The 13,509-nt window shown below is 73.1% G+C and carries 15 protein-coding genes; 4 read left to right on the top strand and 11 right to left on the bottom strand.

What is annotated here, in order from left to right; all coding sequences use genetic code 11:
• Positions 1–17: 17 nt before the first annotated feature.
• The 4 genes from BLW85_RS25500 to BLW85_RS25490 all read right to left on the bottom strand — a co-directional run bounded on the left by BLW85_RS25500 (position 18) and on the right by BLW85_RS25490 (position 3,192).
• The gene (locus tag BLW85_RS25500; protein ID WP_208624894.1) at positions 18–1,115 is read right to left on the bottom strand and encodes a YlbL family protein; all 1,098 of its coding nucleotides are present in this window, start codon (positions 1,113–1,115) and stop codon (positions 18–20) included.
• A 50-nt stretch (positions 1,116–1,165) separates the two neighbouring features.
• Positions 1,166–1,339 carry a hypothetical protein gene (locus BLW85_RS39505; protein WP_167381435.1) on the bottom strand — a complete coding sequence of 58 codons (174 nt, stop codon included), beginning with the start codon at positions 1,337–1,339 and terminating at the stop codon, positions 1,166–1,168.
• Between the two features lie 154 nt (positions 1,340–1,493).
• On the bottom strand, positions 1,494–1,955 hold the full coding sequence (locus BLW85_RS25495; protein WP_070026845.1) for a molybdenum cofactor biosynthesis protein MoaE: 462 nt from the start codon (positions 1,953–1,955) through the stop codon (positions 1,494–1,496).
• 112 nt (positions 1,956–2,067) lie between these two features.
• Positions 2,068–3,192 (bottom strand): SDR family oxidoreductase, encoded by a 1,125-nt coding sequence (locus tag BLW85_RS25490; protein ID WP_070026847.1) that lies wholly within the window; start codon positions 3,190–3,192, stop codon positions 2,068–2,070.
• Between the two features lie 191 nt (positions 3,193–3,383).
• Between BLW85_RS25490 and BLW85_RS25485 the strand changes: the two genes are divergently transcribed.
• On the top strand, positions 3,384–4,829 hold the full coding sequence (locus BLW85_RS25485; protein WP_070026849.1) for a zinc-dependent metalloprotease: 1,446 nt from the start codon (positions 3,384–3,386) through the stop codon (positions 4,827–4,829).
• Positions 4,826–5,347, top strand: coding sequence for an NUDIX hydrolase (locus BLW85_RS25480; RefSeq protein ID WP_074993204.1), 522 nt, complete (start codon positions 4,826–4,828; stop codon positions 5,345–5,347). The genes BLW85_RS25485 and BLW85_RS25480 overlap by 4 nt, the downstream gene beginning before the upstream one ends.
• 50 nt (positions 5,348–5,397) lie before the next feature.
• On the opposite strand, the gene BLW85_RS25475 is transcribed toward BLW85_RS25480, so the two are convergent.
• The 4 genes from BLW85_RS25475 to BLW85_RS25460 all read right to left on the bottom strand — a co-directional run bounded on the left by BLW85_RS25475 (position 5,398) and on the right by BLW85_RS25460 (position 9,380).
• Positions 5,398–6,150 carry an AIM24 family protein gene (locus tag BLW85_RS25475; protein ID WP_074993203.1) on the bottom strand — a complete coding sequence of 251 codons (753 nt, stop codon included), beginning with the start codon at positions 6,148–6,150 and terminating at the stop codon, positions 5,398–5,400.
• An 18-nt stretch (positions 6,151–6,168) separates the two neighbouring features.
• Positions 6,169–6,849, bottom strand: a complete 681-nt coding sequence (locus tag BLW85_RS25470; RefSeq protein ID WP_070026854.1) for an AIM24 family protein — start codon at positions 6,847–6,849, stop codon at positions 6,169–6,171.
• A gap of 11 nt (positions 6,850–6,860) precedes the next feature.
• Positions 6,861–8,606, bottom strand: a complete 1,746-nt coding sequence (locus BLW85_RS25465; protein WP_074993202.1) for a TerD family protein — start codon at positions 8,604–8,606, stop codon at positions 6,861–6,863.
• A 204-nt stretch (positions 8,607–8,810) separates the two neighbouring features.
• Complete coding sequence (locus tag BLW85_RS25460) at positions 8,811–9,380, bottom strand: M48 metallopeptidase family protein (RefSeq protein ID WP_074993201.1); 570 nt, start codon at positions 9,378–9,380, stop codon at positions 8,811–8,813.
• Positions 9,381–9,704: 324 nt separating this feature from the next.
• Here BLW85_RS25460 and BLW85_RS25455 point away from each other — a divergent pair, with 324 nt between their 5' ends.
• Together BLW85_RS25455 and BLW85_RS25450 are read left to right on the top strand one after the other, a co-directional pair.
• Positions 9,705–10,931, top strand: coding sequence for a TOMM precursor leader peptide-binding protein (locus BLW85_RS25455; RefSeq protein WP_070026858.1), 1,227 nt, complete (start codon positions 9,705–9,707; stop codon positions 10,929–10,931).
• Complete coding sequence (locus tag BLW85_RS25450; protein WP_074993200.1) at positions 10,924–12,306, top strand: ABC1 kinase family protein; 1,383 nt, start codon at positions 10,924–10,926, stop codon at positions 12,304–12,306. The genes BLW85_RS25455 and BLW85_RS25450 overlap by 8 nt, the downstream gene beginning before the upstream one ends.
• Before the next feature lie 43 nt (positions 12,307–12,349).
• On the opposite strand, the gene BLW85_RS25445 is transcribed toward BLW85_RS25450, so the two are convergent.
• The 3 genes from BLW85_RS25445 to BLW85_RS25435 form a co-directional block, all read right to left on the bottom strand.
• A complete protein-coding gene (locus BLW85_RS25445) occupies positions 12,350–12,562 on the bottom strand; it encodes a hypothetical protein (RefSeq protein WP_074993199.1) in 213 nt (70 codons plus the stop codon).
• Positions 12,563–12,703: 141 nt separating this feature from the next.
• Complete coding sequence (locus BLW85_RS25440; RefSeq protein ID WP_070026862.1) at positions 12,704–13,027, bottom strand: hypothetical protein; 324 nt, start codon at positions 13,025–13,027, stop codon at positions 12,704–12,706.
• Positions 13,024–13,392, bottom strand: coding sequence for a WhiB family transcriptional regulator (locus BLW85_RS25435; protein ID WP_070026864.1), 369 nt, complete (start codon positions 13,390–13,392; stop codon positions 13,024–13,026). Before BLW85_RS25435 ends, BLW85_RS25440 begins: the two co-directional genes overlap by 4 nt.
• Between the last annotated feature and the right edge of the window lie 117 nt (positions 13,393–13,509).

Here is a 13,509-nt window from a genome sequence, read left to right as displayed (position 1 = left end):
GGCCGGGTCCGCCCGGGTCAGCCCTTGGTGCCGCACAGCGGCAGTGCCGCGGTGTCCCCGCTGCGGATGTCCTTGAGGGCGCCCAGCGCGTCCTTGATCGTCTTCACCTTGACCAGGGTGAGCCCGCTCGGCTTGTCCGCGGCGGCCTCCGCGCAGTTGTCGGCCGGCGTCAGGAAGTACTGGGCGCCCTTGCCGCGCGCGCCGAGGGTCTTCATGTCGACGCCGCCGATCGGACCGACCGTGCCGTTGTCGTCGATGGTGCCGGTGCCGGCCACGAACTTGCCGCCGGTCAGGCTGCCCGGGGTGAGCTTGTCGTAGATGCCGAGCGCGAACATCAGACCGGCGCTCGGGCCGCCGACGTCGGCGAGCTTGATGTCGATGCTGAACGGGAAGGTGTGGTCGGTCCCGGCCGAGATCCCGACGATCGCCCGCTTGGGGCCGCTGTCGTCGGAGGCGGCCGTGGTGATCGTGACGTCCCGCGTCGCCGTGGCCGTCTTGTGGGCCTTCTCCGCGGCGGCCTGCTCCTTGGCGGGCACGACGGTGAAGACGACCTTCTGGCCCGGCTTGTGCTTGGTGACCAGCTTGGCCACGTCGGAGGGCTGCCTGACCTCGGCGCCGTCGACGGCCTTGATCACATCGCCGGCGTGCAGCCTGCCCTCGGCCGGGGAGTCCTTGACCACGGTGGAGACGATCACCCAGGACTTCACCGGGACGTTCAGCTGCTTCAGGGCGGCGACCTTGGCGCTCTCCTGGGACTGGCTGAACTCCTCCGCGTTCTGCTGGGAGGACTGCTCCTCCGTCGTGCCCTTCGGGTAGAGCGTGTCGTGCGGCACCACCTTGCTGTCGCGCGACAGCCAGCCGTAGACGGCCTCCACCAGGTTCATCCGGAAGTCCACGCCGGTCACCCGCACGGTGGTCATGTTGAGATGGCCGTCCGTCGGATACGTCTTGCGCCCGGAGATCTGCAGCACCGGCTCGCCCTGGTGCTCCCCGAGCGTGTTCACCGTCGGTCCGGGGGACATCTCCGCGTACGGCGCGGGAATGAGCATCCCGGCGCACAGGAACGCGATCAGCATCAGGGTCGAGGCGAGCATCGTCGCGGTGCGGCGTGGCATGCCTCGACAGTACGTGACGCCCCTGTCGGCGCACTGTCAGGGCACCCCTGTCAGACGCCGCCCGCGCCCGAGTGGGACTTCTCCATCGCCTCGCGGAACCGGGCGTACCCGTCCAGCTCGGGGCCGTCGCTGCGCACCTTGCGCGTACGGCTGGCCCAACTGCCCCACAGTCCGCCGCCGATCGCTGCCACAAGCGGAATCAACAGCCAGACAAGCGCGCCCATGCCGACCTCCCAACGCTGAGCGTCCGCAACTGACTGATCAGCAGATTAACCTTCCGCACCGACAACGCTCGCGTGCGGGGGCCGGTCACGCAACCGGAAAGAGCAGTGGGCGGGGAGTGACGGGCCCGCTCCGGTGAGCCGAACGGGTGATGCGTCAGCAGGCCCCGACCCACTCCTCGGTCCCGTCCGAGAACTTCTGGTGCTTCCAGATGGGCACCTCGTGCTTGAGGTCGTCGATCAGTCTGCGGCAGGCGTCGAAGGCCTCCGCCCGGTGCGGACACGCCACGGCGACGACCACGGCGAGGTCCCCGACCGCCAGCTCCCCGACCCGGTGCACGGCCGCCAGCGCCCGCACCGGATAGTCGGCGGCGACCTTCTCCGCGACCCGCCGCATCTCGGACTCGGCACTGGGGTGGCAGGAGTACCCGAGCGCGTCCACGTCGGCACCGCCGTCGTGATTGCGCACCGTGCCCACGAACAGCGCGATCCCCCCGGCCGCCGCGTCCCCGACGGCGCCGAACACCTCGTCCACCGAGAGCGCGGTCTCCCGCACCCCGATCAACCTGATGGGATCCGCCGCCGCCCGCTCCCCGGAATGCCCACTCGTCTCAGCCATGCCCCCATCGTGCCGCACGGGTGTGACAGCGGGAATACGAGGTTCACCCGGCGCGGGCGCGGGCCCCTTTGGACGCTCCTACAGCGGCCGCCCGCCCGCGCCGCGAGCGCCGTCAGCGCCGCCGGGCCTTGCGGGCCCGCCGCACCACGGCCGCGGCGCCCAGCAGCGCCACCGTCGCACCCGCGGCCCCCGCCGCCGTCGCGTCCTTGCGCCCCAGCCGCCGGCCGACGACCGTGTGCCGTCCGGCCACCTCCTCCAGCAGCTCGGCGAGCACCTCCTCGTTGGTCCACCGCGGCCGCCACCCGGCGTCGTGCAGCCGGCTCCCGCTGACCACCCACGGGTACATCGTGTAGGCCAGGTCGCCGGCCGGGGACGGGGTGAGCCCGATCCGGTGCAGCCGGGCCGCCGCGCCGAGCGCGACCGCCGAGGGCAGCTCCATCCGCCGGATGCCGCTCAGCTCCTCGACCTCCTCCTGCTCCAGCCAGCCGTCGCAGCCGACGGCCAGCTCCCCCTCGACCTTCTCCAGCACCGCGTACTCCAGGGCGGCGCACAGGTCCTCGACGTGGCAGAACTGCCACGCGGGCCGCGATCCGGCCACGACCAGCAGCCGCGGGGACTCGAAGTACCGGGTCAGCGCGGTGTCCGTGCCGCCGACGAGCAGGGCGGGCCGCACCACGGTGACGTTCAGACCGGGGTGCGCCCGGGGCGCGCGCCGCGCCAGGCGCTCGATCTCCAGCAGGTCGCCGACGCCGGTGGCCTCGGCGGTCGCCCGCAGCTCGGCGTCCTCCGACAGGGGCAGCTCGTTGTCCGGCAGGGCGCCGTAGACCATGGCGGAGGTGCACAGCACCACCCGGTGCACCCCGGCCGCCGCGGCGGCGGTCAGCACGGTCTGCGTCCCCCGGACGTTGTAAGCGGTCCGCGCGGCCGCGTCGCTGCCCAGGTCCAGGTCCAGGGCGAGGTGCACGACCACGTCGGCGCCGCCCAGTTTGTCCGCGATGGCCGGATCGCGCACGTCCAGGACGTGCCACTGGGCCTCGGCGCACTCCCCGCGCCGCTCGTCGATCGCGATGACCCGCCTGACCTCCTCCGACGCGGCGAGCCGCGCGGTGAGCAGGGCGCCCACGCCGGTCGCGGCGCCCGTGACCGCGACGACGGGCCCGCGCACGGCGGGGGTGTGCCCGGCGGACGGGGCTGACTGGTTTCGCGCTGCGCGAACCTGCGGATCTGGGGAACTCACCCGGCATCTCCAGCGGTTGTCTTCTGTACGGGCGTGAGTGACGCGCGCGTACGAGGTGCATCCATCCTGCCGCAGGCCTTCCGCGGGCGAAGCACCGAGGCCCGATCGGGTCCGGGTGTCTACGCTGGGTGGTGTTGTCGGGCAGCCGCGCCGCCGGAGAAGACCGGTGGCCTTACCAGCCGAGGAATCCCGTGAGTGACACCCCATTCGGTTTCGGCCTTCCGCCGGAGGAGCCGGAGGACGGCGACGAGGGCAAGAAGAAGGACCAGCAGAGCGGTGGTGGGCAGGGACCGGCCAATCCGTTCGGTTTCGGCGGCATGCCCGGAGCCGGTGGCTTTGGCGGCCCCGGCGCCGACAATCCGCTCGCAGCCATGTTCGGCTCGCTGAACCCCACCGATCTCGGTGCCGCGTTCCAGCAGCTGGGCCAGATGCTCTCCTACGAGGGCGGCCCGGTGAACTGGGACATGGCCAAGCAGATCGCCCGCCAGACGGTCGCCCAGGGCACCGCTGACGGCACCAAGGACGCCAGCGTGGGCCCCGCCGAGCGCAAGGCGGTCGAGGACGCCGTGCGCCTGGCCGACCTGTGGCTGGACGACGTGACGTCCCTGCCGTCCGGCTCCGCCTCCGCGGTCGCCTGGTCGCGCGCGGAGTGGGTCGAGGCGACCCTGCCCGCCTGGCAGGAGCTGGTCGACCCGGTCGCCGAGCGGGTCGGCGCGGCCATGGGCGATGTGCTGCCCGAGGAGATGCAGGCCATGGCGGGCCCGCTGATCGGCATGATGCGCTCCATGGGCGGCGCCATGTTCGGCACGCAGATCGGGCAGGCCGTCGGGGTGCTCGCGGGCGAGGTCGTCGGCTCCACCGACATCGGCCTGCCGCTCGGCCCGGCCCGCAAGGCCGCGCTGCTGCCGGCCAACGTGGAGGCGTTCGGCAAGGACCTGAGCGTGCCCCTGGAGGAGGTGCGGCTCTACCTGGCGCTGCGCGAGGCCGCCCACCAGCGCCTGTTCGCGCACGTGCCGTGGCTGCGCTCGCACCTGTTCGGCGCGGTCGACGGCTACGCGCGCGGCATCAAGGTCGACACCGCGAAGCTGGAGGACGTGGTCGGCCAGTTCGACCCGCAGAACCCCGAGCAGCTGCAGGACGCGCTCCAGCAGGGCATGTTCCAGCCCGAGGACACGCCCGAGCAGAAGGCCGCCCTGGCCCGTCTGGAGACCGCTCTGGCGCTCGTGGAGGGCTGGGTGGACGCGGTGGTCCACGCGGCCGCGAAGCCGCGTCTGTCGTCCGCCGACGCGCTGCGCGAGACCCTGCGCCGCCGCCGTGCGACCGGCGGCCCGGCGGAGCAGACGTTCGCCACGCTGATCGGCCTGGAACTGCGCCCGCGCCGGCTGCGCGACGCCTCGCGCCTGTGGGCCTCGCTCGCGGACGCGCGCGGCACCGACGGCCGGGACGCCCTGTGGCACCACCCGGACATGCTGCCGACCGCGACCGACCTGGACGACCCGGACGGCTTCGTCCACCGCGAGCAGCTGGACTTCTCCGAGCTGGACAAGATCCTCGGCGAGGCGGCGGACAAGCCCGACCTGCACAAGAAGACCGACGACGGCGAGGCCGGCGACACCAAGGGCGACGACGCCGAGTGAGCCTGTACGACGACGCGGTCCTCGTGCTGAAGGGGTACGAGGGCCAGGACGAGCTGCGCCAGTCCTACCTGGACCATCTGGCGGCGCACCCGGACGGCATCTGGAAGGCCTGCCACTTCGGCCATGTGACGGCGAGCGCCCTGGTGATCGACCCCGAGCGCGGCCGGGTGCTGCTCACCCTGCACCGGAAGCTGCGGATGTGGCTGCAGATGGGCGGTCACTGCGAGCCGGGCGACGCCACCCTGGCGGCGGCCGCGCTGCGCGAGGCGACCGAGGAGTCGGGCATGGCCGGGCTGACCCTGCTGCCCGGCGGCCCGATGCGCCTGGACCGGCACCCCATCCCGCCGCCGTGCCACACGCACTACGACGTCCAGTACGCGGCGCTCGCCCCGCCCGGCGCCGTCGAGGCGATCAGCGACGAGTCCCTGGACCTGCGCTGGTTCCCCTACGACGAGGTCGCGGGCGTGGCCGACGGCTCGGTCGCCCAGCTGCTGGAAGCGACCCGCGCGCGGCTGTGACCGGGTGAGGGGCGACCACCACGGCGGTCGCCCCTCACGCGCTCACCCGGTCAGCTCCAGACGTTGCCGCGGTTCTGGCCGCGCGCGCCCTGCTGGCCCATCCCCCACTGACCGGCGATGCCCTGGATCTGCGCGTTCTGCGGCGGCAGCAGCTCGCTGGGCTGCACCAGGGCGAACCCGGAGCCCATGAAGCTCAGCTCCCAGCCCTCCCCGGTGTTGCCGCGCCGCCGCCACACCCCGGAGGAGTGCGTCTGGGCCTGCATCTGCACCCGCAGCCCGGTCGACCAGGCCACGATGGCGTCGGCGTCGCAGTTGACGTACCGGTCCGGTGTGACCCGCATCAGCAGCGGGGCGCCCGAGGTCATCAGGGCGACCCGGCCGCGCCCGGTGATGTTCAGCTGGTACTTCCCGGAACCGGAGATGCCGTAGAGGCTGTCGACGGCGATGACCTCGTGGTGCAGCGAGGAGTCCATGGCGAGGACGTAGGAGCTGTCGACGGTCAGCCCCTCCGGCTCGATGTCCATGACGTGCACGTGCTGGGCGAGGTTGGCCAGGTAGACCGTGCCCTGTCCGTGACAGCGCATCAGGTCCAGGCCCTCGCCGGTGTGCGCACGCGCGCGCCGCTGGTTGCCGCTGCGGTACTCGGCGTCGAACTCGACGAGGCCCTGGTAGGCGACCATGGTGCCCTTGCGGGCCAGGATGTCGTCGTTGCCCTCCATGACGACCCGGAGCAACTGCGAGTTCTGGAGGCTCCAGCGCTCCTGCGTCTGGTTGTCGTTGTACGCGAAGATCGGGCTCTGCATGGCGTGTTTGACTCCCCCTCAGCCCCGGAACCGCAGGCGGTCGGTGCTGTCCTCACTGGGCTGGACGACGACGATGCCCTGTCCGGAGAAGGCCATCTGGTAGGCCTCGCCGCTGCCCCGGCCGATCAGCGACTGCGCCTTGAAGCTGCGCTTGCCCTTGACCTTCAGGTTCGGCGACCAGGCGACGAGCGCGTCCGGGTCGACGTAGGTCTCGTCCTCGCCGCCGCCGCAGTCGACGACGATCGGCGTGCCCCGGGAGGTCAGCGCGACCCAGCCCTGACCGGTGATCCGCGTGTTCCACAGGCCCTGCCCGGCGAACTTGGCCAGCCCCTTGACCCGCTCCACGCCCCAGCTGAGGTGCGCGTCGAAGGCGAGCAGGTTGGTGGCGTTCACGGAGATGCCGTCGCCGTCGAGGTTGATCACGACGACGTTGGCGCCGTAGTCGGCGAGGTAGAGCAGTCCGTCCCCGGAGCACTTCATCAGCGGGGCGCCCTCGCCGGTGATCCAGTCGCGGGCGATCTGGCGCACGGCCGGCGGGTTGGGCTCGTACTGGACGAAGCCCTCGTAGGCGACCATCGAGCCGACGCGCGCGAAGAGGTCGTTGCCGGTCTGCATGGCGACCTTGAGCATGTGGTCGCCGTGGTTCTCCATGCGGGCGGTGACGGGTGCGGGAGCGAAGCCCGCGAGCGGCTGGTTCATGACGGGCTCCCTCAGACCTCGTACGGCTGGACGACGATGAAGTTGCCGGGCGCGCCCCGGAACTGCAGGTTGACGCTTTCGCCGGTGTCGCCGGGGTAGGCGTTGCGGCGCATGCGGACCTGGCTGGAGACGATCACCTGGGAGGCCGCCGACCAGGCCACCACCGCGTTGCAGTCGGCGAAGGTGGTCGGGGTGACCGGCAGCACCACGGGCGTGCCGTGCGTCTTGACGACGATGGTGCCGGTGCCCTGGAACTGCATGGTGAACAGCGCGCCGCCGGGGATGCCGTGGCCCTCGATGCGGCGGACCTCGTACTGGAGGCTCTCGTCGAAGGCGAGCACGTTCTCGGCGGAGACGCAGATCGCGTCGCCCTGGAGTTCGACGGGGTGCAGGTGGGTGGCGTTCTCGGCGAGGAACACCTGGCCCTGGCCGCTGCAGCGCATCAGCTGCATCTCCTGGCCGGTGGCGTTGCCGACGATCCGCCCGGCGAACCCGGCGCCCTTGTAGCTGAAGTCGACCTTGCCCTGGTAGAGCACCATGCTGCCCTGCTTGGCCAGCACCGGCTGCCCGCCGGCGCCGAGGTCGACCCGCATGAGCTTCTTGTTCTGGAGGGTCCAGCGCTGTCCGGTGGGCGTCTCCTTGAACTTCTGGAGCGCGGCGCCCACTCCGGCGCCGCCCTGCGGGGCGCCCTGGGGCACAGCGTAGGCGGCTGCCTGGCCGTGACCCGGGGGCATGGGCGCACCGGGCTGACCGCCGTAGCCCGGGGGCAGCGGCGCGCCGGGCATGCCGCCGTGGGGCGGCTGCGGCGGCCGGCCGTAGGGCGCCGGGGCCGGCGCGGGAGCGGGCGGCGGGACCGTTCCCGCCGCGCCGGGCGGGGTCAGGGGGGCGATGACCGTCGGCGCGCCGTGCACGTCCGGCGCGGCCGGGGCCGGGGGCGGGGTCTGGCCGGGCGGGGTGAAGCCCTGCGGAGGTGTACCGCCCGGCGGGGGTGTGAAGCCCTGCGGCGGCGTCCCGCCGGGCGCGGTGAAGCCGTGGGCGCCGGACTGCGGGCCCGGCGCGGGGGCGGGGGGCGGGACGGGGGCCGTGACCGGCGCGGGCGCGGACTGCGGGCCCGGGGCGCCGAAGGCGGGCGGGGCGGCGGCCTCGGCCGGCGGGGCGAAGGCGGGCGGGGCGAAGCCGGGGGCGGCGCCGGACTGCGGCTGCTCCGGCGGCGCGGCGGGCGCCTCCTCCTCCAGCACCTCGCCGCCGAAGTTCCTCAGCAGCGCCTCCAGACCGCCGTCGAAGCCCTGCCCGACCGCGGCGAACCGCCAGCCGTCCTTGAAGTAGAAGTCACCGAGCATGACGGCGCGCTCGGTGGAGAACTCCGCGCCGTTGAAGGAGTAGCGGGCGACCTCCTCGCCGCCCGCGACGATCCGCAGGTAGCCGGGACCGATCTGCGACATCTGCCCGGCGCCGTCGATGGTCGCCGTGAAGGACAGCTTGCGGATGTGCGCCGGGACGCGGTCGAGCGTGACCCGGAACGACTCCGTGTCGCCCGCCTGCGCGCCGAGCAGTTGGAGGGACTCCTCCGGCGACTTCGGCTGGTTGAAGAAGACGAAGTACCGGTCGTCCGAAAGCCGTTCGTCGGCGTCCAGTCCGAAGCAGCTGATGTCGAAGGTCAGTCCGGGGCCGGCGATCTGCACGCCTACGTACAGATCGGTGCCCGCGGTGAGGTCACTGATCCTGGCCTTGTGGCCGCGTTGGAAGTCCCTGGCCATGCGATACGACCGTCCCCCATCCCGATGGTGAGTGCGTCGCGCCAGGCTAACGGCTGTGACCGACAACCACCCCCGCCGGTCCCGGTCGGTACAGACCCGGTACACAACCGGACCCGGCCGCGCACACGGACCGGCCGGAGGGACCGGGCGGGCGGAGCGGTCACGCGGACCGGCCTCGGAAGGCGGCCGCCCACCGGGTCTCCGTCACTCGCCCCGTGCGCCGGGGACGTGCGGCAGCCGTTCGGCGGCGACCACCCCTTCGAGATAGCCGCGGGCGCGTTCGGTGCGCGGGTAGGCCTCCAGCAGCCGCCAGAAGTCGGCTCCGTGACCGGGGACCAGGAGGTGTGCCAGCTCGTGGCAGAGCACGTAGTCGATGACGTACTCGGGCATGCCCTGGAGCCGGTGCGACAGGCGGATGCTGCCCTCGGCGGGGGTGCACGAACCCCAGCGGGTGTTCTGGTTGGTGACCCAGCGCACGGAGGCCGGGCGGGCGCGGCCGTCGAAGAACTGGGCCGACAGCCGCTCGGCGCGCTCGGTCAGCGCGCTGTCACCGAGGACCCGCCGGCTCTCCTGGGCGGCGAGTTTGTCGAGCATGACGGTCACCCAGCGTTGTTCCTCCGCCTTCGACATCCGGGCGGGGATCAGCACGACGGTGCGATCGCCCTCGCGGTACGCGGAGACCGTCCGGCGGCGCCGGGCGCTTCTGCGGACCTCGATCGCGCTCGTCGCGCCGCGCTGTGTCTTTACGGCACGGTGCAGTGGGTCGGCGGGCACGCCCCGACGTTACCCGCTGGGTCCGGGCAAAGTCCCGGCTCCGGGACGGTTCGGTCCGGATCCCCACCGCGGGTTGGATTCGCATGACGACACGAGAATCCGATTTGCACCTTGTCCAGGTATTCGCTCTTTTCATCTCCGCCGACACGCCCGCCGATCGCCACCACCCTTGCCGGTTCATATGAAGAACTCCCTCGCCTGTGGATAACTTTCCGCACCTCGCGGGCCGGGCGGGCATGCTGGCAGGTGTCGGCGGAACACGACCAATTCCGCCGGAGTCTTGACGGATACCCAGATACACAGACACGGGAGACGGGGGCCGGCATGCATCCGATGGTGAAACCCGCGCTGCGGCGCGGCTGGCGGGACCTCGGCACGGTGCAGTTCGGGATGACTCCCGCGCACGCGCTGACGCTGGGTCCGATGGACGCCGCCACGGGCGGTCTCCTCGACCTGCTCAACGGCACCCGGGGACTGCCGCTGCTGCGCGCGGAGGGCCGCCGCCTCGACCTGCCGGACGGCCACATCGACGCGCTGGTGGACCGGCTGGCCCGCGCGGGCCTCGTCGACGACGCGCGCGGCGGCGGGCCGGCCGCGGACGCGCTGCGCGGGAAACCAGAGGTGCTGCGGCGGCTGCGCCCCGATCTGGCCTCGCTCTCGCTGACCACGCCCGAGCCGGGCGGCGCGCTCGCCCGGCTCGCCGCCCGGCGCGCGCTGCGGGTCCGGGTGCGCGGCGCGGGCCGGGTCGGGGCCGTGCTGGCGGCCGTGCTCGCGGGCGCGGGCGTCGGCGAGGTGGAGGTGCTCGACGAGGGACGGGTGGGGCCGGAGGACGTGGCACCCGGCGGGCTGCCCGCCGAGTCGGTCGGCCGGCCCCGCGGGACGGCCGCGGCGGCCGCCGTGCGCCGGGCCGCCCCGGACCGCCCGCCCCGCCGCGCCCACTCCCCCGGTTCCGGGGCCGAGGAGCCGGGCCTCTCCCTGGTGGTCCTCGCGCCGCGGGACGAGGTGGCCGTGCACGCCCCGGACCCGCGCGCCGCCGAGCCGCTGCTCGCCTCGGGCACCCCGCACCTGTACGCCGGTGTGGTGGAGGGCACGGGCGTGGTCGGCCCGCTGGTGCTGCCCGGCGAGACGGCCTGTGCCGGCTGTCTGCACGAGAGCCGCACGGACCGGGACCCGGCCTGGCCCCGGCTGCTCGCCCAGTGGCGCTCCGGCGGCTCCCGCCACCCCGGGGCCTGTGACCTGGCTCTCGCCACGGCGGTCGCCGGACTGGCCGCGGCCCACGCCCTGGCCTTCCTCGACGGCGTGTCGCCGTCCGGCCCGGGCGCCCGCTGGGAGGCGTCCCTGCCCGGTCTGACCTGGCACGCACGCCCTCTGTGGCCGCATCCGGCCTGCGGCTGCGGCGCCGCGCGGCGGGCCGGTAAGAAAGCAGAGGCGGAACACACACCGACCGGCGGGCTCGCACGCGCGACAATGGCGGTGCAACGGCCGTCGACGGAGCGGGCACGCGAAGCGGGCGCGGCACGGCCGACAGGGACTTGGAGGGCGCATGTCTGATCTTCCCCGCAAGGCGGTCACCCGTACCGCCAAGCTCGCCGCGCTCCCGCTCGGCTTCGCCGGCCGGGCGACCTGGGGCCTGGGCAAGCGGATCGTGGGCGAGTCCGCGGAGATCGTCGGCCGGGAACTGCAACAGCGGACGGCGGAGCAGCTCTTCAAGGTGCTCGGGGAGCTGAAGGGCGGGGCCATGAAGTTCGGGCAGGCCCTGTCCGTCTTCGAGTCGGCGCTGCCCGAGGAGGTCGCCGGCCCCTACCGGGCGGCCCTGACCAAGCTCCAGGAGGCGGCCCCGCCGATGCCGACCCGCACGGTGCACGCCGTGCTGGAGGAGCGGCTGGGCGCGGACTGGCGCGAGCTGTTCGAGGAGTTCGAGGACAAGCCGGCGGCCGCGGCCTCGATCGGCCAGGTGCACCGGGCGGTGTGGCATGACGGCCGCGAGGTGGCGGTCAAGGTGCAGTACCCGGGCGCCGGTGAGGCCCTGCTGTCCGACCTCGGCCAACTGGGCCGGTTCGCCCGCCTGTTGGGGCCGCTCATCCCGGGCATGGACATAAAGCCGCTGATCGCCGAGTTGCGGGACCGGGTCTCCGAGGAACTGGACTACGGGCTGGAGGCCGCGGCCCAGACGGCCCACGCGGAGGAGTTCGCGGGCGACCCGGACGTGGTGGTGCCGGCGGTGGTGCACCAGTGCGACCAGGTACTGGTCACGGAGTGGATGGACGGCGTCCCGCTGTCCGAGATCATCGCCGACGGCACCCCGGAGCAGCGGAACCGGGCCGGTCAGCTGCTCGCCCGCTTCCTGTTCTCGGGACCGGCCCGCACCGGGCTGCTGCACGCGGACCCGCACCCGGGCAACTTCCGGCTGCTGCCCGGCGGCCCGGACGGCGAGGACGACTGGCGCCTCGGGGTCCTGGACTTCGGCACCGTCGACCGGCTTCCCGGCGGGCTGCCGACCCCGATCGGGATCTCCCTGCGGATGACGCTGGACGGCGACGCCGAGACGGTCTACGAGCTGCTCTGCGAGGAGGGCTTCGTCAAGGAGTCGATAGAGCTCGATCCGGACGCGGTCCTCGACTACCTGCTGCCGATCATCGAGCCAGCCCGTGTCGACGCGTTCACCTTCACCCGCTCCTGGATGCGCAGCCAGGCCGCCCGCATCGCCGACCCCCGCTCACCCGCCTACCAGCTGGGCAAGCAGCTCAACCTGCCCCCGGCGTACCTCCTGATCCACCGGGTGACCCTGAGCACCATCGGCGTCCTGTGCCAGCTGGGCGCCACGGTCCGCCTGCGCGACGAGCTGGAGTCCTGGCTCCCCGGCTTCGCCCTCGACGACCTGCCGGAGGACGACCCCACCGAGGAGGAGTCGGCGGCGCAGGCCTGACCCGGGCGCTCCGGGGCGGCCGGAGCGGCCCCGGGGGCGGGGGTCACCACCACGCCGAGTCCAGCCGGCCCTCGATGGAGCGGAGGTTCTCGCGGGAGCAGGTGGCGCAGAAGTAGACCGGGGTGCCGTTCTCCACGGACCAGGTCCAGGTGGCCGGGTGGGGGCCGGGGGCGGGGATGCCGCAGCGGGCGCACAGCAGGGGTGCCGGGCGCTTCGGGGAGCCGCCCTGATCGCTTCCTGGGGGAAGACTCGTCACCCGGTGACGATAACTCCGTGAGCGTCCGGCGGCGCGCAGAACGCACCGCGGGGGCCGGTCCGTTCGGCCGGACCGGCCCCCGCGGGAAGCGTCTCGCCTCCCGGTCCGCGCCGGGAGGCCACCGCTGTTCAGGTGTGGCTCTTACTGCATGACCGCCATGGCGAGCGCCCGGCGGGCGCGCAGCGAGGCGCGCTCCGCCCGGCGCTGCATCCGCTGGGCGACGGCCAGGCGCGTGGCCTGGCGCTCCCGGCGGGCGTCATGCAACCGGTCGTGCATATGCGCACGTGCCAGGGCTTCTTGCATGAGTTGCATCTCTCGGGTCCTGTTCTGACGCGCTTCGGTGGCGCCGGTGGTGCGGGAGTCTGGGGTCGCGGAGCCTGCGGGCTCGCTGGTGGACGGCTTCATCGGGGCCTGCTTCTTGGGGTCGTGCGTGAGGGGACGGTCGATTGTTCCTGTGGTGTTCATGCCGTGACCGGGTTCTTCCGCGGGCGGCCACGCGGCCGCTTCCGGGCGACGACGACACCCTGCACGAACAGCTCGCCACCCCAGACGCCCCAGGGCTCGCGCCGCTCCTTGGCCCCGGCGAGGCAGGCCTCGATCAGCGGGCAGGTGCGGCACAGGGACTTGGCGTACTCCACGTCCGCGGGCGACTCGGCGAAGAAGACCTCCGGGTCGTAGGAGCGGCACGGGACGGGTACGCCGAGGTTCTCGATGGCGTCGTCGAGCGCGGTGAGCGCGGTGAGGGGGATCAAGGCGGGGTCCTCCGTGAGGCCGGGCGGGGGGATCGTTTGCGAAGGCGGTACGGACGGGGCGTGCGCTTCGAGTTGCACGGTTGGTCTTCCTCGTCTGGTCGTTCCGGCCGGTTGACCGGGTGGCGGCTGGTACCGGGTTCTTTTCTTGTCCCGAGGCCCCTTCGCGGTGTCCTCCCCGTTCGGGAAAAACTGAAG

Origin of the sequence: Streptomyces misionensis, from assembly GCF_900104815.1 — a bacterium.
Classification (GTDB): Bacteria; Actinomycetota; Actinomycetes; order Streptomycetales; family Streptomycetaceae; genus Streptomyces; species Streptomyces misionensis.
The sequence above is the reverse complement of the archived record's forward strand: the minus strand, read 5'-3'. Positions and strand labels throughout refer to the sequence as shown.